General features: G+C 68.0%; 16 protein-coding genes and 4 pseudogenes. 8 read left to right on the top strand and 12 right to left on the bottom strand.

All coding sequences use genetic code 11. From position 1 onward, the window contains the following. Positions 1–34 precede the first annotated feature (34 nt). The 3 genes from OG811_RS31865 to OG811_RS31855 all read left to right on the top strand — a co-directional run bounded on the left by OG811_RS31865 (position 35) and on the right by OG811_RS31855 (position 2,266). Positions 35–1,261, top strand: a complete 1,227-nt coding sequence (locus tag OG811_RS31865) for a PQQ-binding-like beta-propeller repeat protein (RefSeq protein ID WP_406071037.1) — start codon at positions 35–37, stop codon at positions 1,259–1,261. Between the two features lie 16 nt (positions 1,262–1,277). After that, on the top strand, positions 1,278–1,787 hold the full coding sequence (locus OG811_RS31860) for a hypothetical protein (RefSeq protein WP_406071036.1): 510 nt from the start codon (positions 1,278–1,280) through the stop codon (positions 1,785–1,787). Between the two features lie 68 nt (positions 1,788–1,855). After that, entirely contained in the window at positions 1,856–2,266 is a 411-nt protein-coding gene (locus OG811_RS31855) for a hypothetical protein (protein ID WP_406071035.1), read from the top strand. 545 nt (positions 2,267–2,811) lie between these two features. On the opposite strand, the gene OG811_RS31850 is transcribed toward OG811_RS31855, so the two are convergent. The 5 genes and pseudogenes from OG811_RS31850 to OG811_RS31830 form a co-directional block, all read right to left on the bottom strand. Continuing rightward, positions 2,812–3,057, bottom strand: a complete 246-nt coding sequence (locus OG811_RS31850) for an integrase core domain-containing protein (RefSeq protein WP_406075997.1) — start codon at positions 3,055–3,057, stop codon at positions 2,812–2,814. 56 nt (positions 3,058–3,113) lie between these two features. After that, a pseudogene (locus OG811_RS31845) lies at positions 3,114–3,698 on the bottom strand (IS3 family transposase); the annotation flags it as partial. A gap of 2 nt (positions 3,699–3,700) precedes the next feature. Further along, complete coding sequence (locus tag OG811_RS31840) at positions 3,701–3,997, bottom strand: transposase (protein WP_406071034.1); 297 nt, start codon at positions 3,995–3,997, stop codon at positions 3,701–3,703. 269 nt (positions 3,998–4,266) lie between these two features. Then, positions 4,267–4,949: pseudogene (locus OG811_RS31835) on the bottom strand (GPP34 family phosphoprotein). Between the two features lie 10 nt (positions 4,950–4,959). After that, positions 4,960–5,271: pseudogene (locus OG811_RS31830) on the bottom strand (acetamidase); the annotation flags it as partial. A gap of 397 nt (positions 5,272–5,668) precedes the next feature. On the opposite strand from OG811_RS31830, the gene OG811_RS31825 reads away from it, so the two are divergent. Then, positions 5,669–10,390 carry a hypothetical protein gene (locus OG811_RS31825; RefSeq protein ID WP_406071033.1) on the top strand — a complete coding sequence of 1,574 codons (4,722 nt, stop codon included), beginning with the start codon at positions 5,669–5,671 and terminating at the stop codon, positions 10,388–10,390. Between the two features lie 267 nt (positions 10,391–10,657). Then, positions 10,658–11,569 (top strand): RICIN domain-containing protein, encoded by a 912-nt coding sequence (locus OG811_RS31820; protein WP_406071031.1) that lies wholly within the window; start codon positions 10,658–10,660, stop codon positions 11,567–11,569. 131 nt (positions 11,570–11,700) lie between these two features. Here the strand turns inward: OG811_RS31820 and OG811_RS31815 are convergent, their stop codons facing one another. Further along, the gene (locus tag OG811_RS31815) at positions 11,701–12,030 is read right to left on the bottom strand and encodes a transposase (protein ID WP_406071029.1); all 330 of its coding nucleotides are present in this window, start codon (positions 12,028–12,030) and stop codon (positions 11,701–11,703) included. A 431-nt stretch (positions 12,031–12,461) separates the two neighbouring features. Here OG811_RS31815 and OG811_RS31810 point away from each other — a divergent pair, with 431 nt between their 5' ends. Next, the gene (locus tag OG811_RS31810) at positions 12,462–13,496 is read left to right on the top strand and encodes a helix-turn-helix domain-containing protein (RefSeq protein WP_406071028.1); all 1,035 of its coding nucleotides are present in this window, start codon (positions 12,462–12,464) and stop codon (positions 13,494–13,496) included. A 109-nt stretch (positions 13,497–13,605) separates the two neighbouring features. Here OG811_RS31810 and OG811_RS31805 read toward each other — a convergent pair whose 3' ends face one another. From OG811_RS31805 to OG811_RS31790, 4 genes and pseudogenes are all read right to left on the bottom strand, one after another. Next, positions 13,606–13,902, bottom strand: coding sequence for a hypothetical protein (locus OG811_RS31805; protein WP_406071027.1), 297 nt, complete (start codon positions 13,900–13,902; stop codon positions 13,606–13,608). 215 nt (positions 13,903–14,117) lie between these two features. Continuing rightward, positions 14,118–14,267 (bottom strand): annotated as a pseudogene (locus OG811_RS31800) (IS66 family transposase); the annotation flags it as partial. A 41-nt stretch (positions 14,268–14,308) separates the two neighbouring features. Next, complete coding sequence (locus OG811_RS31795) at positions 14,309–15,562, bottom strand: ISL3 family transposase (protein WP_406071025.1); 1,254 nt, start codon at positions 15,560–15,562, stop codon at positions 14,309–14,311. A 74-nt stretch (positions 15,563–15,636) separates the two neighbouring features. Further along, positions 15,637–16,188 (bottom strand): transposase, encoded by a 552-nt coding sequence (locus OG811_RS31790; RefSeq protein ID WP_406071024.1) that lies wholly within the window; start codon positions 16,186–16,188, stop codon positions 15,637–15,639. Positions 16,189–16,264: 76 nt separating this feature from the next. Between OG811_RS31790 and OG811_RS31785 the strand changes: the two genes are divergently transcribed. Next, positions 16,265–16,936 carry a DNA polymerase beta superfamily protein gene (locus tag OG811_RS31785; RefSeq protein WP_406071022.1) on the top strand — a complete coding sequence of 224 codons (672 nt, stop codon included), beginning with the start codon at positions 16,265–16,267 and terminating at the stop codon, positions 16,934–16,936. Next, a complete protein-coding gene (locus OG811_RS31780) occupies positions 16,936–17,715 on the top strand; it encodes a DNA polymerase beta superfamily protein (protein ID WP_406071021.1) in 780 nt (259 codons plus the stop codon). Before OG811_RS31785 ends, OG811_RS31780 begins: the two co-directional genes overlap by 1 nt. Before the next feature lie 211 nt (positions 17,716–17,926). Here the strand turns inward: OG811_RS31780 and OG811_RS31775 are convergent, their stop codons facing one another. Together OG811_RS31775 and OG811_RS31770 are read right to left on the bottom strand one after the other, a co-directional pair. Beyond that, on the bottom strand, positions 17,927–18,163 hold the full coding sequence (locus OG811_RS31775) for a hypothetical protein (RefSeq protein ID WP_406071020.1): 237 nt from the start codon (positions 18,161–18,163) through the stop codon (positions 17,927–17,929). Positions 18,164–18,291: 128 nt separating this feature from the next. Continuing rightward, positions 18,292–19,149, bottom strand: coding sequence for a hypothetical protein (locus OG811_RS31770; protein WP_406071018.1), 858 nt, complete (start codon positions 19,147–19,149; stop codon positions 18,292–18,294). Positions 19,150–19,589: the final 440 nt, after the last annotated feature.

The following is a 19,589-nucleotide window of genomic DNA, read 5'->3' as shown; positions in this document are numbered from 1 at the left end:
GTCCAACACATCCGGTTCGTGAGACGCTGATCGCATGCCGTCCGCTGCCGTGATCGACCTGGACGCCACTGCCGACCCTGCCCCGCCCGGGACGAGGCGCTGGTTCCCGGCCCTGGTGGTCGTCGGCGTGCTGGCGTTCGCGGGCGGGGCCGAAGCTGCGGCACCGTTGAAGCCTTCGCTGGTCCTGCCGCCCGACGGTACCGTCGACGTCCGCTCCGACGGCCACACCGTCTTCGTGCTGGCCCCGTCCGTCGTCGCTGCCTACGAGGTGCCCGGCGGCCGGCAGCGGTGGGTCGTACCGGTCACCGGCGCCGCGCAGCTCGTCGCCGCCGAACGGGGCCGGGTGGTGATCGCCGAGGCCGAGCCGGCCACGCTCACCGCGCTGGACGCCGGCACCGGCGCGCCGGTGTGGCAGGTCGGCGGCTACGCACCGGTCCTGCACGGCACGGCCGGCGCCGACGGTGTCGTCGTCGCCGACCTCCGCGGCACCCGGGCCGACCGGCCCGACCTGGCCGGCATCGACATCCGCACCGGTACGGTGCGCTGGACCCTGCCGGCGGCGCCCGGCACCACCCGGGCCATCGACCCGGTCGGCTCCGACGCGGCCGACCTGCGCGTCACGATCGCCGAGCTCGACGCCGAAGGGGTACTGCGGGTGCATCGCGCCGACACCGGCGCGCTCGTGCGGACCGTCACGCTTGAGCGGCCCGGGAAGGTCGACGGCTTCGACGTTGCCGCGGAGCGGGTGCTGGCGTACCGGGCCGACCAGGGGGAGCTGGTGGGCAGCGCCGTGTTCGACCTGACGACCGGCCGGCAGCTGTGGCAGCACCCGGCCGAGCCGGACGGTGTTCAGCTCCAGTGGTGCGGCGGCCTGGTGTGCCGCACCGGCGCCGACGGCGTCACCGCGCTGGACCCGGACACCGGCGGCGTGCGGTGGCGGCTGGCCGGCTGGACCGCGCTGGGCCCGCTCGGCGACGGCCGCATGCTCGCCACCCGGTCCACGCCGGGCGGCCTGGTTCTCGACGCCGCGACCGGGCGGGTCGACGTGCGCTTCGACGGCTGGTCGGTGCTCGGCAGTACCGCCGCCGGTGACCTCCTGGTCACCGCCGCCCGGACGCCGCTGATCGGCGCGCTCGACCCCGCGACCGGAGCGGTGCACGTGCTGGGCCGGGCCGCCTCCCCGCCGACGCAATGCATCACGACCGCGACGCTCATGGCCTGTTGGAACGGCCGGGTCTCGATCTGGACCCCGGCCGCCTGAGGAGAGAGGCAACGCTGTGCGAGCAATCCCGCTGTTCGTCGTGGCACTGGTGCTCTGCGGGTGTACTGCACCAGCCCCGCCCGCCGCCGGCCCGGCCTCGCCGGCCAGGTCGGCGCCGGTGCCGTCGTCGCCGGCCGCGTCGCCGCCGGTGCCGGCCTTCCAGCAGAGCCTGCCCGGCAGCGCCCGGCGCGAGTGCGTCGCGGTGCCCGGCGACGCCACGCTGGTGCGCTCGGGCGACTTCATCGCCGGGGACTTCGTGGAGTACCGCCGGCAATGGCATCCTGACCTCGGCCCCGACCTGGGCAAGCTGTTCTGGCTGCCGGCCCGCCCCCAGCTCAACGCCGCGCTCACCGTGACCGCGACCTCCGGCGGCCGCACCGAGACCTACAGCGCCGGCTCGCTGGCGACCAACGACGCCGGGCAGGCGATGTACCCCAGCGGCATCCCGTTGCCGGCCGCCGGAACGTGGAAGCTCGTCGCGCAGGCCGGCGACGGGTGGGGGTGCTTCGAGCTGACACTGCTCTGACCGGCGTTCGGCGCGCGCCCGGGCCCAGCTCAGCCGACAACACCAACGCCAGTCAGCTCCGATCCCAAATGAACGGCTACCTCAAAGACGGGGCGCTCAACAGCTACCACGTCTCCTTCGCCAGGGCCATCGCCGACATCACCCGGGGCCGTGGCCTGGACAAGCGGGCGGCGCTCATCGCCATCACCACCGCGATCACCGAAAGCAGCCTGCACAACTACACCGAGCCCAACGACCTCGACAGCCTCGGACTGTTCCAGCAACGCCCCTCCCAGGGCTGGGGCACCCCCGCGCAGGTCACCGACCTCATCTATGCCACCAACGCATTCCTCAACGCCATGCTGCGCAAATTTCCCAACAACAGCTGGATGACCGGCGACATCGGCGCGATCTGCCAAGCAGTCCAGGTATCCAAGTACCCCGACAACTACGATAAGAATCTGCACGACGCGCAGATCGTGGTACCGCACGAGCCTTAACGACCTTTACCTCGCGACGGCCTGAAGACGCCGACATCAACCCGCTTCTGCCGCGGTCCGCCCACTACACAATGTCGTGGCGGGCCTGGCGCGGGCAACGCCTACGCCGACGAATGAGGGTGGCTGGGCGTTCTCGCTCGTTGACGAGCCGTTCGCGCGGGGTCGCTGCCGGTGCTGCGGTAGTCACCTCACGTACTCAGATTCGACCTGACCGCCCCTATCGTGGATGCGCATCTTGAATCTCGAGGTCCTGTCGGATCGGCGCTTGCCTTCCGGCTCCGAGCCTAGGTGAAGTCCCGGAGCTGCTGGCGCGAGGTCGCTTGATGACGAGACTTGGCGAGCGGGTTCCTGGATCGTGCCCTCCGCCGTTCGGTCGTGACTTCTACCATCAATGATGTCGCTGTCGCTCGATAAGGTGCGGACATGTCTCTCGATGAGGTTGTCTCCTCGGGTGGTTCGGTCGGTGATGCTGGCGCCGCGTCACAGCTGGCCAACGACAAACGCACGGGCGCCTCTGTCAATCCCCTGAAAGCGTGGAGGGTTGTTTAAGCTGCCTTGGCCCGGCGGGCTTCGGCGATGAAGTGTTCGTAGTCGATGGGTGACATGCCGTCGCAGGCGCTGTGGCGTCTGCGGGTGTTGTAGAAGTCGACGATCCAGGTGGCGATCTTGATGCGGGCCTCGGCGCGGGTGTGGAACCGCTGCCGGTGGATGTACTCGACCTTGATGGTGGAGTTGAACGCCTCGGCGGCGGCGTTGTCCAGGGCGCAGCCGACCCGGCCCATCGATTGCAGGACGCCGAGGCGCTTGCAGGCTTTGGCGTAGTCGGCGGCGGTGTACTCGTCGACCCGCGGTCGCTGTGGAAGATCACTGCGTCGACGGTGCCGCCGCGGGTCGCGGCGGCCATGCTCAGGGTCGCCGTGGTCAGGTCGGTGTCGTGGTGGGCGCTCATGGCGTAGCCGAGCAGCCGGCGGGAGTACAGGTCGATCACCGTGGCGAGGTAGAGCTTGCCCTCGTCGGTGACGACCTCGGTGATGTCGCCGCACCACAACACGTCCGGCGCGACGGCGGTGAACTGCCGTCGCACCCGGTCCGGCGCCACGGGGCGTTTGCCCTGCCGGGTGAGGCTGCGTCGGCGCCTGGGGGTGCGTCCGGCCAGGCCGAGGGCGGCCATCCGGGCCGCGACGGTGTTGACCGACACCTGCCACCCGTCGGCGTGCAGGTCCTGGGTCACCCGGGGAGAGCCGTACGTGCCGCCGGAGGCGTCGAAGGAGACCCGGATCGCCTCATCGAGGGCGTCGCGGCGAGTCTGCCGCGCCGTGGGTTGCCGGTCACACCACTTGTAGAACCACGACTCACTCACACCCAGCGCCCGGCAGGTGACCGCGTGCGGCACGGCGTGCTCGGTCCTCTGAGCGGCGACGAAACGGGCCACAGTCACTTCGTCGCCTCCTTGACCCACAGGACCACAGATCGCTTGAGCACGTCGCGCTCCATCGCCAGCTCGGCGTTCTCCTTGCGCAGCCTGACCAGTTCGGCGCGTTCGTCCTCACCGAGCCCGCCGGCGGCAGCCTCGCCGCGGGCCCGTCGGTCCTGCGCCACCCAGTTGGCCAGGGTGCCGTCGTTGATCCCGAGATCCCTGGCGACCTGCGCGATCGGCTTACCCGTCTCCCGCACGATCCGCACCGCTCCGTCGCGGAACTCCCGGTCGAACCGTCTCCTCGTTTCAGCCATGACCATCTATCCCCTTAGGTCCAGCCTCCACGCTATCGGGGGAACCTCATTTGGCGTCGTTGCCGTGGGTCGGGGATGAGCCATTCGGCGACATTGCTGTCGTGGAGTGTGTCGGCGATCAGGGCGGCGACGGGGCCCTGTCTGCCCAGCGGGCGGCGCGGATACGGGGAACGTCCTGCATGGTGGGGAGCCTCCGGGCGTACGGATCGGGGCTGGCAGTGGACGTGGGCGTTGCGGACATGGCCGGCGCTGCTCGCCGGCGGTGAAGTTCAGCGGTAGGCGGCGGTGGCGAGGTCACCGACGACGGCGTCAACGGCGGCCGTGATGTCACGGACGGGCCGATAGTGCTGGTTGGAGATTGTCGTGAGGTGGGCGGTGAGTGCGGTGGTGTCCTCGTAGAGGTAGAGGTGTGGGGTGAGGCCGAGGACGGCGACCAGGCCGGCGAGGGCTGCCGTGTGGTTGTTAGGTGGTTCCCGTCCGGCGGCGAGGTAGCGCAGCCGGGCGCGGGGACCACGGTCCACTTGGTGTCGGTGGGCAGGTAGGTGTCGGCGCGGATGAGTCCGGCGAGGCGGCGTCGGGTGTGGTGGTGCATGATCCCGGCGGCGAGCAGGCCGGCGCGGGTGCGTTCGTAGAGGTCGTCGGCGAAGTCGCGCAGCCAGGGCTTTACCGTGGCGGTGGGGTGGGCGTAGCGGATCGAGGCGAGCGCGGTGTCGGCGATCAGGTCGCCGACGGGCCGGTCGATGCGTAGTCGAAGCTGCGCGATGGGGGCCGGGCGGGTCGTCTCGTTCGGGTCGAGGGTGACCCGCCCGGCCAGGAACAGGTCGATCAGGACCGCGCCGGCCATGCCGAGGGCGAGGGTTCGGCGGTGCACGTGGGGTTGGCCGGTGTCGTCGTCGTGGCCGAGGAGGAACAGCTCGTCGCGTAGCGGCAGTTGGGGGATCGACGCGGTCATCAGCTGGCTCCTACCGCGGTCCGGCTGCGAGCTGTCGCAGCCGGCGGTGTACCCCGTCGTATGCGGCGCGCGGGGCGGGGAGGAGGGGTTTGTCGACGGCGGCGAGGACGGTGTAGTTCGGGTCGCACACGTTGCCGATCGGCGCCCGCCCTGCCTGCGACACCAGTTGATAGGCGTCGAGGGTGTCCAGGCCGGTGAGGGTGCTGGCCCAGCCGACGAGGTCGTGGTGGGCGATGCGGTAGGCGTCCTCCAGGGGGCGTGCACAGCCGACCGACATGATCGAGGTGTCGGTCTCCACCCGGGGCCAGGGCGTGGGCATGTTCCCGGTATCAGCGTGCTGCGGGCGGACCGTCGCGCCGGCGTCGATCCGGAACGGCCCGACGTGGACCACGCCCTCGTCGGCCCAGTGTCCGGACAGGTCGACCTGCGCCACCCGGCGTGAGCGACCCGGATCGTCGTCGCCGCCTGCCACGGCATCCGAACGTGATCCACCAGGCGCGGGATCTTTGGACCGGGGCGGTTGTTCGGCGACCGTCCCGCCTGTTCGGGTTCCTGTCCGAGCGATGTCTTGACCAGCCCGGACAGGGTTGTCCTGTTCGGAACAGCGGCGAGCCCTTCCCAGCGCCCAGCCCAGCTCGTGACGATCTCTCTGATCCCCTGACGGGTTGGGCAGGACGCCCGTCGTCCGATCGGGGACCACTCTCGGGGGAGGGATCCGTATGGGGCGTAGGCCGTTGGCAGCCCGGGGCATGGTGGCGCGCGGCGCCGGCTGGCGCCGGATGTTGGGGGCGGCGACGGCAGCGGTCGTCCTGCTGTCTACCGCCTGGACCGGGGCCGCTCCCGCGAACGCGGATCCGAAGGCACCGCCACCGGCGGCGCCCGGCAGCACCCCGGCGGCCGTGGCGGCGGATCCTTCGGAGGTGGCCGCGGGCAAGCGCGCCGCACTCCTGGGACCGGCGTGGCGGTCATCGAACGACCGGGCCTGGGCCACCTCGGGAGACGCGGATGGACTGCACGTGCTGGTGGCCGACGCGCGGAAGGGCTACCGCTGGCGGACGGCGGCGACCCTGTCCGAGCCGGGCTTCGACACCGACCGCTGGATCGGGAACGCGTGCGTCACCGGCTCCGGCCGGCGTCTCGTCGTGGTGTACGCGCCACGCACCTTCACCAACGAGGCGGCGCTGTTCGACCGGGGGGCGTTCACGGCGGTGGTCGACCTGACCACGGGGGCGGTCGTGAAGCTGCCCGTACTGTCGTCGCTGGCCTACTTCAGCCCGGCCTGCGGGGTCGACGAGAGCGCCGTGCTGACCCAGGCTCGTACGGCCGACCTGCCCGGGGACACGGCCACCCGGACGCGGCTGATCCGGGTGGACGCGGCCAGTGGGAGGACTGCCGCGCCGTTGACCCTGGACGGTCAGGTGACCTCTGCGGTTCCGTTGGCCAACGGGCAGATCGTCGCGGTCGACGCCAACCGGCTCGTCCGCATCGACGGCACGGGCAGGCGGGTCGCGGTCGTCGGCACGAGCGGGGTGCCGTTTCGGCTGGTCGCGGGTTCGGACGGGGGCGTGTCCTTCCTCGAACGCGAGGGCGACACCGCTTCGGTCCGGCGGGTGGACGCAACCACGGTGACCCGTGCCAGGGCCGGTCAGCGCCGTCCCGCAGGACCACTGCACACCGTCGCGAGGGGAAGACTCACGGAGATCGACCTGGCCCCGGGAGCCGGTGGGCGGACGTTCGTCACCGGTGCGGCACGGCGTCCCGCCAACGCCGGTCCCGCAGGCCCGGTACGGCTACTGCCCGTACCGAAGGGCGCCGAGGTGTCCACCCTCGGCGAGGCGACCATCGTCGCCAACTCCTGGACAGCCGATGGCGGCGGCGACAGTTCAGTGGCCCGTGCGGTCGGGTTGACCATGTCCTTCACCACCACCGGCAAACAGGCCGCCTTCACCGTGAATCCCGGCACCGACCGGTCCGGGCGTGCCGGGCGGGACGCGCACCCGTCACTGGACCCACGAACACCGGCCAACGCGCGCAAGCCAGCCATGACCACGGCGGTCGGGTCCACGAGCAACCCGGTGGAGGAAGAGCGGACCTGCGCGGTACCGCGCAACGATCCACGGAACCAGGCGCTCCAGCCGAAGCCACGTCAGGTGGAGTGGGCGGCGAACCAGGCGGTGATGAACGCACTCAATGTCGCGCGGCCGGCGAACTGGAAGAACCTCGGCATGCCCGCCTACACGCCGCAGGGTCTGTTCCCACCGGTGCCGCTCGACGGCGGCGGCGCCGTACCCGCGCAGATACTGCTGGGGATCGCCGCCCAGGAGTCGAACACCTGGCAGGCGTCCAGCAACACCGCGCCCGGCGTCACCGGCAATCCGCTGATCGGCAACTTCTACGGCCGCCAGGTCTACGACGACGACGCCGGAAACGACTGGGACGTGGACTTCTCCGGTGCCGACTGCGGGTACGGGGTCATGCAGGTCACCGACCGCATGCGGCTGGCCGGTCGGGAACGACCCAGCGACGGGCCCGCCCTGCCGTACCAGACGCAGCGCGCCGTCGCGCTCGACTTCGCCGCCAACATCGCCGCCGGGATGACCATCGTTCAGGAGAAGTGGAACGAGACCCGGCGCGCCGGTCTGACCATTCACGGCGGCCAGGCACATTTTCTGGAGAACTGGTTCTTCGCGTTGTGGGCGTACAACTCGGGGTTCCACCCGCAGAGCACGGCGGCCCAGAACAACGGTGCCTGGGGCGTGGGGTGGAGCAACAACCCGGCGAACCCGATCTACCCGGCGAACCGGCTGCCGTTCATGGACTCGACCGCGGCCGACGCCTCCAACCCACAGCGATGGCCCTACCAGGAAAAGGTGCTGGGCTTCGCGGCTCGCCCCAACGAGGTGCTGGAGGCCCCGAACGTCCTCGTCGCGCAGTTCCGCCCGGCGCAATGGAACGGCGGGCCCGTCGGCGGCTCGGTGAACCGACGCGGGGTCAAGCCGCCGGTGAACCTGTTCTGCGATGCCACCAACAACTGCGAGCCCGGCGCGCAGCACGAACCGACCGCGCCCGACCTCGAAGAGCAACCGCCGGGGCCGTGCGCCCATCGCAACGCCGCCGGCCAGTTCGACCTCAAGTGCTGGTACAACAAGGCGGTCAGCTGGAAGCCAAACTGCCTCGAAACCTGCGGCTACGAGTTCATCCGGTTCGACGAGGGATACGTCTACCAGGAGGACGGCACCTCCTACCCGCCACGGTGCACCCGCGACGGTCTACCCACCGGCGCGCTGGTCATCGACGACGTCCCGGCCGATGTCCCCGCCATCCGCCCCAACTGTCCCGGTACGGGTCCCCAGGCCGGCACCTTCACGCTGAACTTCGCGATGGACACCGCAGGGTTGTTTCCCTCGAAGGTGGACTTCCACCAGCTGGGTAGCGGCTTCGGCGGTCACTTCTGGATGGCGCACACCCGGCACCGGGACATGCGCGACGGCAAGCAGAAAATCTCCGGTACCTGGGCACTCAGCCAGCCGATCCACGGCTGGACCCGGGTCATGGTCCACCTGCCGCAGCAGGGTGCGTGGACCCGGCAGGCCGACTATGTCATCGACCTTGGGAACGGGCAGACCCGTCACCGTGTCGTGAATCAGGCGGTCCAGGCACTCACCTGGGTCGACCTCGGGGTGTTCCCGCTCGCCGGCGACGCGCGGGTGCGGCTGAGCACCGAGACCGTCGACGGTGACGGTGAGGACGCGGTGGCCTTCGACGCAGTCGCTTTCGTCCCTACCACGAAGCCGTTGGCCAACTACGTGGCAATGGGTGACTCCTACTCGTCCGGTGAGGGCGTCGCACCGTACTTCACCAACAGTGACTACAAGCGTTCCAACGGCGACGTGAACGACTGCCACCGCTCTCGGACGGGGGCCTACCCCATGCAGGTGAAGCTGCCCGGCCACACCAAGACGATCGCGCAACAGGCCGCCGAGGGCACGGCCTCGTTCGGCTTCATCGCCTGCTCCGGCGCGATCTCACCGGAGGTCAGTCTCGACGCCGCCAACGACCCGCCGGAACCCAGCGATGTCGCGGGGCACACGGTGTGGGGTGACGTCGGTGGTACCTGGGGACGGAAGTCGCAGAACAGCGGCGAGCTCATCCAGGTCGACCAGGGCTGGCTCGACGTCGACACCACCCTCGTGACGCTCACCATCGGCGGAAACGACGCCCGGTTCGCCGAGGTCATGCGTAGCTGCATCGCCTCCCAGGACTCCTGCTACTCGCCGCTGCACAAGCTCACCCGAGGCAACGGCAGGGTCGATCCTGAAGCACTGAGGGTCTACGAGAAGAAGGTCATCCGGGACTGGCTACGGCAACATCTTGAGGCGACCTACCGCGCCGTCGCCGCCAAGGCACCCAACGCCCAGATCCTCGTCCTCGGATACCCGCAACTCTTCCCCGACAAGCCCGCGTCGAGCGGCTGCCTCGGCATCGAAAAAACCTCCCTGCACTTCCTCAACACCCTCGGTGACCTGCTCAACATCGCCATCGCCAACACCGTCGAGAAGGTACGGCAGGACGGCGTGAAAATCCGGTTCCTCAACTCGACCCAGACCTGGCGGGAGGGCGTGGCCCACTGGGCGTGCTCCTTCATGACCGTCGAGTGGAGCAACGGCGTTATCGCCACCGCCTCGCCGGGCAGCGGCCAGGAGGTGCCGGGCAGGGGCAGCTTCCATCCCACCGCCGAAGGACACCAGCAGCTCGCGGCGATCGTCAACAAGCAACTGAACGGGGTGAGCACGGCGGCGACCGTGAAGCAGCGGATCCTCGACTACGTCGCCACGCGTACGCCGGAGGGCGGGCGATGGCTGGTCGATGACGCCCAGGCGCTCCGCGCCGCCGAGACGTGCCTACAACTCAGCGCCCACGGCGGAGTCGTCGGCGACCCGTGCATAGACCTTCCCCTGATTTTCCCCACGACCGGAGACGCGGCCGGTGCCGCCATGAACGACCTGGAGGCGCTCGTCGCCAACCCGCCCTGGGTCCACCTCAACTTTGTTGAGAATAAGGAAATGAAGAAGGTGCTGCCGACGCGGTCGTGGATGGACCTCGCGCCATATGTTCAGAGCACCTGCCCGAAGCCGCGCGTGCCCACCGGGTACCAGTGCGACGAATATCCCTTCTACTCCAGCGAGCTCGCCGCCGCATGGGACTTTATCGAGGGCGAAAATTCACCCAGCTCGACGAGGCTGAAGATGATCCCGGCTCCGGAGAACAGAGCCGAGGGCAGCGCGTTGCGTCAGTTCTACCCCGCCTGCGGCATACCGACCGGCACCTATGTCGGCCCCGCGAACGGTAGCCAACCACTGACGGTCGGCGGCGGCTACCTGACCATCCCGATCGTCACCGACCCACCCACCCAGGCGCCGTTCACCTTCTACGTCTGCTGACCCATCCACCGGCGCCCCATTCACCGACAGAGTCGTACGCATGAGAAAAGACAGCGCGTGCACCGGATACACGCGCCCTCGCCATCTCGACGGCGATGATCGTTACCGGCCGAGTTTCCGGTCCTGCGGACTGGTGTCCACCTCGCCAGCAACTCGACCGGTCAGCATCGGCGACCCATATTTGACCATTCCGGTGATTACCGAGCCAGTGTCAAGTTCTCCACAAATTTTATGTCTGCTGATCAGTCAACCACAGGAGAGAGAGTCGTGCTCAAAACCTTCCGAAGAGGCGTGGCGGTGCTCACGCTCGTGGTCACCACGGTCATCACCGGCCTGACGGTGATGGCGTCCCCCGCCTCCGCAGCCAAATGGGATCCGACAATCCCATCAGACTGGAGCCGGCGTGCGCTGTTCGCCGGAGGTATACCGACGAACCTGCGCCTGGATGTGCGGTACGGGGGTGGACATGGAACGCCCGTTCACCTGTGGGCTTCCAGCAACGAGCCGACCCAGGTCTGGGCGCAGGAGGCAGCCGACCAGGGTGGTTTCTACCTACACCCCGCATTCAACCGTTGGCTCTGCCTCGACTTCGACGGCGATCGGGCCGCCGGAGCAACCCTCAAAGTCAACAACTGCAACGGGTCCGCGTCCCAACGCTGGTACGAGGGTTTCCAGTACGACCACGCTTTCGGCCTAGTCACGCATAGTGACAACCGATACTGCGTCGATGTCCCAAGCAGCAACTTTTCGAGCGGACAGACCCTGCAGATCTGGGACTGCAATCAAACCAACGCTCAGCGGATCTATGGCGCTGGCTGTTACGAGGACAGCTGCTTGGGACGCAGCCCGGAGATCATGGGGTGCGGGTTCGGCGCGCTAGTTGGAGCCGACTTTACTGTCAACAGCAGTCGGGTCACCATGCTCTTTTCAAATACTTGCAACTCCGTTTGGGGTCGGATGACAGTCGACCCGGGAATCCAGACTGGCAGAAAGGTCGTCCTGCAGCGGTTCTTGAAAAACGTCAACGGCGTCTACGACCAGTTCTCATCAGCCTACCTCAACGGGGGTGCGACCGGCTGGACCTCGATGTACGGCCGGGGTCTTGGTTGGAGATTCCAGGTGTGCTTCGACGCCACGCATAACGGCGGGCCATTCGAGTGCAGCGGGCAGATGCGATGAACCTCCGGGCGGGATGATCCAGATCGTCGGACGCCCGGTCGGGACGATTTCTTCCCGATCGGGCGTCGTCCCTGACTTAGCGCTACTCCTCCGTGGAAGATCAGGTTCTCGTCGTGGTGTAGAAGACGGTGTTATTTGGTGTTGTTCACGACGAGTTTCTTGATGTTGCGTTGGACGAGTTGGACTTTGGCGGGGATTTCGTTGGGGGTGGCGGTCCATTGAAAGGGCCGGGGGTTGGTGTTCCAGCTCGTGGTGTAGTCGCGGATGGAGCTGATGAGGACCTGAACCGAGGCGAAGGTGCCGCGGCGGATGGCTTGGCTGGTGGTGATCCCGAACCAGATCTCGATCTGGTTGATCCAGCTGGATCCGGTCGGGGTGAAGTGGAACTGCACGTTGGGGTTGGCGACGAGCCTGGCGAGGACGTCGGGGGTGGTGTGGGTGGATAAGTTGTCGAGCACCACGTGGGTTTTCCGTTTCCGACGTATGGCGACGGCCTTGCGCAGAAAAGGCTAGGAGCGCTGCCACGTTGCGGTCGGGCGGCATTCGGCGGTGACTTCGCCGCTGGCGACGTTACGCGCGGCGAAAAGGTTCGTGGTGCCGTGCCGGACGTAGTCGTGGATGCGTTGCTCGGTGGCGTCGAACTCGGGGGCAGCAGCGGCTGGGTCCGGTCCAGGGCTTGGCTCTGGGTGTTCTCTCGATACTCAGGACGACCGCACCGCCGGGCGATTCCAGATACAGGCCGACGAGGTCACCGACCTTGTCGGCGAACCGGTGATCCCTGCTAAGTGTGAAGGTGCCGGACCGGTGGGGTTTCAGTCCGTGATCGCGCCAGAGTTTCGCGACCCAGTGGTGGGAGACCGATACACCCTTTTACGACCAGCGGAGGCGAGCTGTGCGCGAAAGCAGGTTCAGCACCGACGATCTCCCTACAGCCGACCGGTGGTCGAGCTGGAACGAGTTCAGCACCGACACTTACTACTCGACACGGATGCGCACTCATGATCCGGAGAACTTCCAAGGCTCGATGCGTATGCTCGACCTCGGTCCCATCAAGGTCTCCACCCTCAACTACAACCCACTCGAGGTGTTCCGAACCCCGAAATTGATCCGGCAATCCGACCCCGGCGTGCACCAGCTCGTACTTCCCCTACGCGGACAGATCGGAGTCTCCCAGGCCGGCCGCGAGAGCAGCGTCGATTCCCGGGCCCTGATCCTCTATGACCCCTCGCGGCCCTTCCACTCCTGGACGGCAACCACACGCGGTCCCGATGTCAGCTGCATGGTCGTCCTGATCCCGAAGAAGCTGATTGCCCTCCGAGCACAGGTCCTCGAACCGCTCAACGCCACGCCCCTACCAGCACGGCGCGGCCTCACCGCTCTACTAAGGCGCCACCTCATCGGGCTACAGAGCAACGCTGTCAGTTGGACGGCGGCGGACGCCGCCCGCCTCGGGACCATCACCCTGGACCTGATCGCCGCCACCTACGCCCACGAACTCGAAGCCACAAGCGTCCTGCCACCCGAGACACACCGGCAGGCGCTACAAACGCGAATCCACGACTTTATCCAACAACGACTCCGCGACCCCGGCCTCACACCCGGCACCATCGCCGCAGCGCACGCCGTCTCCACCCGTCACCTGCACACCATCTTCCAACAACAGGGCCTGACCGTCGCCGCGTTCATACGCCAACAGCGGCTAGAACGCTGCCGCCACGACCTCGCCGACCCCCGCCACCGCCACCGCCCCATCCACGCCATCGCCCACCAGTGGGGATTCACCAGCGCCGCCCACTTCACGCGCCTCTTCCATGCCACCTACGGCAGAACGCCCGGCGACCACCGGCACGCCGCTGGATGCGCCCTGCGCCCTGGCACTGGGCCCGGGAGTGTACGAATAACGGCCCCGTCTAACGTTCGGCGGTGACGGAGAGCATGGCGGTGATTGTCGGATCTGTGTCGGGGCGGCGAACGGTGTAACCGGAGGCGGGACATCCCTTTCATCGGAGGTGGCCCGCCTCCGGCCAGGCCGGCTGTCAAGCGAGGTAGTTATCCCATGCGTACTCGCCGGCAACGTTGCGGTACCAGACGTTGAGGTGATCGTTCTTGCACTTGTGCGTGAGATTCCAGGCGCCGCCGCTGCGGTAGAGCACCGGCGAGCTGCCGTAGTAGCTGGAGTGCCAGGGCGTACCGTCCGCGAACGCCAGCCGGACGCTATAGGGAGTGCATCCTGCCATGGCGTGAACGTCGGCTGCAGCGGGCGTGGCGACCGCTCCGGTGGCCAGCGCGATTCCGGCCACGGCGCTGGCGAGCACGCGCTTCGTCGTCGGCATGACTGAACCTCCTTCTGTCGAAGAAATTGACACCGATCGGGCGTCAAATAGATCGTGCCCTCCGCGGAATCCGCTGTCATTGACAATCTATGCACGGCGATTGACCGTCCGTGCCGCCCGCCCACCGGCCCCCGGCTGGTCGAACGGCGGGCCCGCAGGACCCGGATGCTTTGGCGGGTTCAGCCGCTGAAGCCGCTGCGCGGGGTCGTACGTATTCAGCTTGAGAGAGCAGCGGGGATCCACGGGCCGGTGGTGAACAGCTGTTTGAGTACGTCGAGGGCGTCCTGGCCGTGTTTCGCGGCGGTGGACAGGTAGGACCGGACGGCGGCGAAGTCGGCGAGTCCTTGCAGCGTGCGCCAGGTGCCGGAGATCTTCTGGGTCTACTGACGTTCTCGTGGGTCGGGTTTCATGATCGTCCGGGGAGTGGTGGGCAGAGGCCGCCTCGTCGGAGGTTGGCCATGGTGATCAGCGCTGTGGCGCTGCGGTACCCGTATGCCTGGCGGGTCAACACCCGTAGGTGCATGTTGTTGGCTTCGATGCGGGCGTTGGACAGTCCGCTGTCGAGCATGTTGTGGATCGCGGGCAGGTGACGGCGGATCGTGCGGGAGAGTTTCACGAACGGGGTCAGCTTCGATCGGCTGGCCCAGTGCAGCCAGCCCTGCAGCAGCAGCCGGCCGGGTTCGCCCTTGACCGCGATCACCTCCCGGAATTGTTCCTTGAGCAGATACGCCCTATACAGCGGCCGGTTCGTGGCCTGGATCGACGCGAGGGTCGCTTTCTGCTTGTCGGTCAGGTTCTCGGGGTTCTTCCATACCGCCCACCGGGCGTCCTTGAGCGTCGCGGAGGCATGGGTGCGCCCGCCCTTGCCGCCGCGTAGCCGGTTCCACAGGTCACGGCGCACCTCGTCCAAGGCGTCGGTGACCCACGCGACCAGGTGATACGGGTCCAGGCAGCGCAGCGCCCGTGGCGCCCGCTCGGTCACGACATCGTCGATCCACCCGGCCGCGTCAGCCGACACGTGCGTCAACTGCGCGGCCCGGTCAACGCCCAGTTCGTCGAAGAACCTGTGCACGGTGGCCTTGTCCCGTACGTCGGCGGCCCAGACGAGGCGGCCCGTGTCGTGGTCCACGACCAGGGTCAGGTACCGCTGGCCCTTGCGGTAGGCGACCTCATCGATCCCGATTCGTTTGAGCCCGGTAAGCCGGTCGACACCGGCCAGGGCCGCGTCGACGACCCTGCCCACGATCGCGACCACGCTGCGCCAGGCGATACGCAGCAGACCGGTCACCGCCGACGCCGACGTACGCGCGGCCAGCCACGCCGCGGTGTCCTCGAACGCGGCCGTGAACCTGGTGTTGTGACGCGCCCACGGCACCGCGATCACCGTCGGCCCGTGCGTCGGACAGTCGACCCTGGGCACGGCCGTCTCGATCACTACCCGCAGCGTGCCGAAGTCCAGATGCCGCCACCGCCGCCGTCCCCAGCCGCGGTCGTACCAGGGCGCCCGGACCTGGCAGCGCCCACACCGGCGAGCAGCGCCCTTACGCGGCCGGGCGGAGATCACCAGGACCTCACCGTCGCCGTCCTCCTCCAGCCGAGCGTCCTCGACGACCGCCCGCTCGAACCCTGCCTGTCGATGCAATACCCTGGTCAAACGCACGCCGTGTTCCGATCTTCAGATTTCTGTGTCTTCGCAGCTCAGAAACCTAGACGCGACACGGCGTGCCTTGTTGATCAGAGCATCAACCCACCCACGAGAACGTCACAAGAGCCGATCTTCTGTTGAAGCTTGACCGGGCGAAGATCACGTTCGGCCTGGTTGTTCGTGAACGGCACGGCCAGGTCGACGACGAACCGCAGAATCATGCCGCGATGGGTGTGGAAGCGCTCGACCAGCTTGCCGGCCTTCGACACCTCGCCCTGACGATCGGGTGGGTTCTGCTGACGGCCGTAGGCGATCGCGCCGGCGTAGCAGGCCCGGACGCGGCTGATCTCCGCGTCGGTCAACGCTTCCCGGCCAGCCGCGACGGCCTGCTCGGTCATCGTCTTGGCCATCAGCAGCGTGTCGGCCATTACCTCCGCCCATGCCTGCCCGGCCGGGTCCTGCTCGTGGACGCCGCGTAGGTCACGGATCAGGTGGGCGCCGCACCAGGCGTGCTCGGCGTCGCTCAGATGCTGGTAGGCGGCGTAGCCGTCGCGCACGATGGTGCCGTCGAAGCCGGGTAGTACCCCACCGGCGTCGATGTCGGCCTTGCTGCGGCCGCCGACGTGAAACGACGTCAGCATCGGAGCCGAACCTCGCGGACGCGGAGTGCTTGAAAGGGTGACGCGTGCAGGGCGGTGATTGGGTAGCGTCCCGGGCGTGATCGAGCTTGTCGAGCGGCATACGGTTCTCGCCGTTGTGGTCGGGTCGCGGGCGTACGGGCTGCATGACCGGGACTCCGACTACGACCGGCGTGGTGTGTATGTGGCGCCCACACGGGCGTTCTGGCATCTCGACAAGCCGCCCACTCACCTCGACGGTCCGGCGGTGGAGCAGTTCTCCTGGGAGTTCGAACGCTTCTGCGTCCTGGCCCTGCAGGGCAACCCGACAGTCCTGGAGGTGCTCTGGTCCCCGCTGGTTGAGTCGATCACCGTCGACGGGGAATGGTTGCTGGCGGCACGGCAGGCGTTCCTGTCGAGGCGGGTGGCTGAGACCTATGGCAACTACGCCCGGGATCAGCTCAACCGAGTGGCGGCCCGCCGCGAGCGGACCGGCGAGACGAATCACAAGCAGGCCATGCATTTGATCCGGCTGCTGGTCGCCGGGGCGCATGTGCTGCGTACCGGGGAGGTGCTGGTCGACGTTCGTCACCTGCGTGACCGGCTGCTCGCGGTGCGGCGCGGCGAGTTGCCCTGGGATGAGGTTGCCGCGTGGACGGCGGACCTACTTGTTGAGCTCGCCGACGCGACCGCCGCCACCACGCTGCCCGATCAGCCCGATCGGATTGACGTGGATCGGCTGCTCGCGGCCGTGCGGGAAAGGAACCTGTAGTGACCACCGAGGTGCCGCCGTGGGCCGCCGAGGCAGCCTGCGCCCTGCCTCGTCCGCTGCTGTTCGCCACCGTCAGCGGTGCGCATCTGTACGGATTCGCGTCCATCGACTCCGACCTGGATCTGCGGGCCGTGCACCTGCTCCCGGCTGAGGAGGTTGTCGGGTTGCGCACCGGTCCGCAGACGTTGCAGCACATGGGCGTGCGCGACGGTGTCGAGTTGGACGTGGTCAGCCACGATCTGCTGAAGTTCGTCAAGCTGTTGACCAGCCGCAACGGGTACGTTCTGGAGCAGCTGCTGTCGCCGCTGGTGGTCGTGACCACTGCGGTGCACGCCGAACTCATTTCCTTGGCCCCGCGGCTGGTCACCCGTCACCATGCGCACCACTACCTCGGATTCGCGGCCACCCAGGAGAAGTTGTACGCCAAAACCGGGCAGCTCAAGCCTGCGCTGTACACGCTGCGGGTCCTGCTCACCGGGATCCACCTGATGCGGACCGGCCGCGTAGAGACGAACCTTGGCGTGCTCGGAACGAGGTTGGCGTACGTGCCGGATCTCATTGCCGCCAAACGGGAGGCCGAGCATGGCCCGCTCCCCGCGGGCGTTGCAGGGTGGCTTGCTACCGACGTGTCGCGGCTGCGCGCCGAGCTGGAGACGGCCCGGGACATCTCGGTGTTGCCCGAGCGCGTAGATCCGGCAGCCGTGGACGCCCTGCACGACCTGGTGGTGCGCACCCGACTGCACGGGCTCCCCAACCAGCGTCGTGAGTCAGCGGGCTGAGGTCCGCCCTTCACGACCTGGAGCCTGAAGTTGCAGTCGTCGGAGAAGTCCGCCCCGCAGAGCATGCTCAACGCCTGCAGCTCCTGACCACGCTCCCGCCTTGCGGCCCGCGCCCCCTCGAAGGCCGCAGACCGCAAGGCGGGCGCTATGCCCGCCGGTTCGCAAGGCTGCAGATCTGCCCATCACAGGGTACGGACGGTCGCCGGGTGCGCTACGGGTTGGCAGTCGTTTGGACGAACGACAAGACCCGCGGCAGGACGTAACAGAACTCGCCGCCGCCCCATGAGTCCACAAGGCCACCGGCTCGTCCCATCGCGTCCCAAAACGGCTCAGTTGATCGAATGATGTCCTCCGCAGTGGCCGGATCGACGTCGATGGCGGCGCATACAGCCGCCGTCAGTTCCGTCCGGGACTCGGCGGGCATGTCTTCAAGCGGATCACGATCCATTCGCAAAAGCTACCTCGGCAGACGTGCACGCTCATGCCGGTGAGCGGGCGGAACGCTCGGTCGCGCGTACCTGATGGCGGGTAGGCGACCTGCGTCCGCGAGCAGTTCGCCGAGTGGATGGTTGACGGCTAGCGTGTGGTCTTCGGCGCTGGTGCTGGTGGGAACAGTTGACGCAGCGTCGGACCGATGGCCGTGGCCAGCGTGCCGTCGTCGCCGGAGTGCATGACCAGGTTGACCACCCCTGTTGCGACGTCGCCGGTGCGGGTTTCGGCAGCTGCGGGCGCGATGTCGGGCAGCGCGAGATCGGCGAGTAACTGCCGCACCAGGACACCTTCGCCCCAGAATGCCTCTGCTGGAATGGGGAGCCGGCCCAGCCAGGACAGCAGGATTGCCGCCCTGCCGGTGGCTGAGGGCGTGGCTGCGGTGAGCCGTCGCCGGAGATCGTCGACGTGCGTATCGGACAGCTCGCCGCATTGCTGACCGGTGGCGGCGACCAACACGGGATGCAGCACGCTAGGAACCCCACGCTCAATCAGGTACCGCTTGCCCTCTCGCCCGGTGGGCCGGAACTGCGGGCGGCGCTCCTGCAGGTTCAGCAAGTCGGCCAAGGGCGCCAGGAATGACGTCAGCTGATCCGGTACACCGAGCCCGGCCAGAAACAGGTGGAGCGCCCCAGGATCTGCCACGACGAGGTCACTACGGAACCGCGACCGCTCCCAACTGACCGAGCCGTGGCCATGCAAAGCAGCGCTGGCGAGCACCTCGCCTGCCGCATCGCGGAGCACGATCGTCGGCCCACCGTGACAACGACAGATGTCACCGATGAAGCGACCCGTCGTGGTCAACACGCGCGCCGCGTCAACCGACCCGGCATCCGGGAGCTCGGCCAGAATTTCACGACCGGCAAGAGGACCGCTGTCCTCACCGCCTTCGACAATCTGCACGGCGTGTGCCCGAGACCAGACATCGTCGAGCCACTTGATCATGGGGACCTCTCCTGTGCCGACCCAACGATCATCGCAGGCATGCTTACGCCGACCGCTAACACTCAGGACACAGCGCACTCTCATGCCGCCGACCCTGGGCGCTGCGCCTCGGAGCCCCGGTCGCGTTGACTAAACGTCGGCCTCGCACTGCTCGATGAAGACGTGCCGAAGCGGAGCCCCAAGGCGCCTGGGCGACGCCAGGGTCACGGGCCCGGGATTGGGGGAGCACGGCGGGAGCAGCCGGGTGTCCTGAACGGCGTTGAACTGCATCCAATAGCGCACAATGGCGCTCAACCGCACCTGCCCCCACCTGCGCCTTCTCGTTCCTGCAGGTCAGAGTGGGTGCGGCGTCCTGGTTCACCGCGGAGTGCTCTGCGGTTTCGGGCAGCAGTCGATAGTCCTCTATGTTGCCTGGCGGGGGAGTGCGCGCAGGTCACAGT

It is taken from the genome of Micromonospora sp. NBC_01638 (genome assembly GCF_045209745.1).
Classification (GTDB): Bacteria; Actinomycetota; Actinomycetes; order Mycobacteriales; family Micromonosporaceae; genus Micromonospora.
This window is presented reverse-complemented; position numbering and strand designations above follow the sequence as displayed.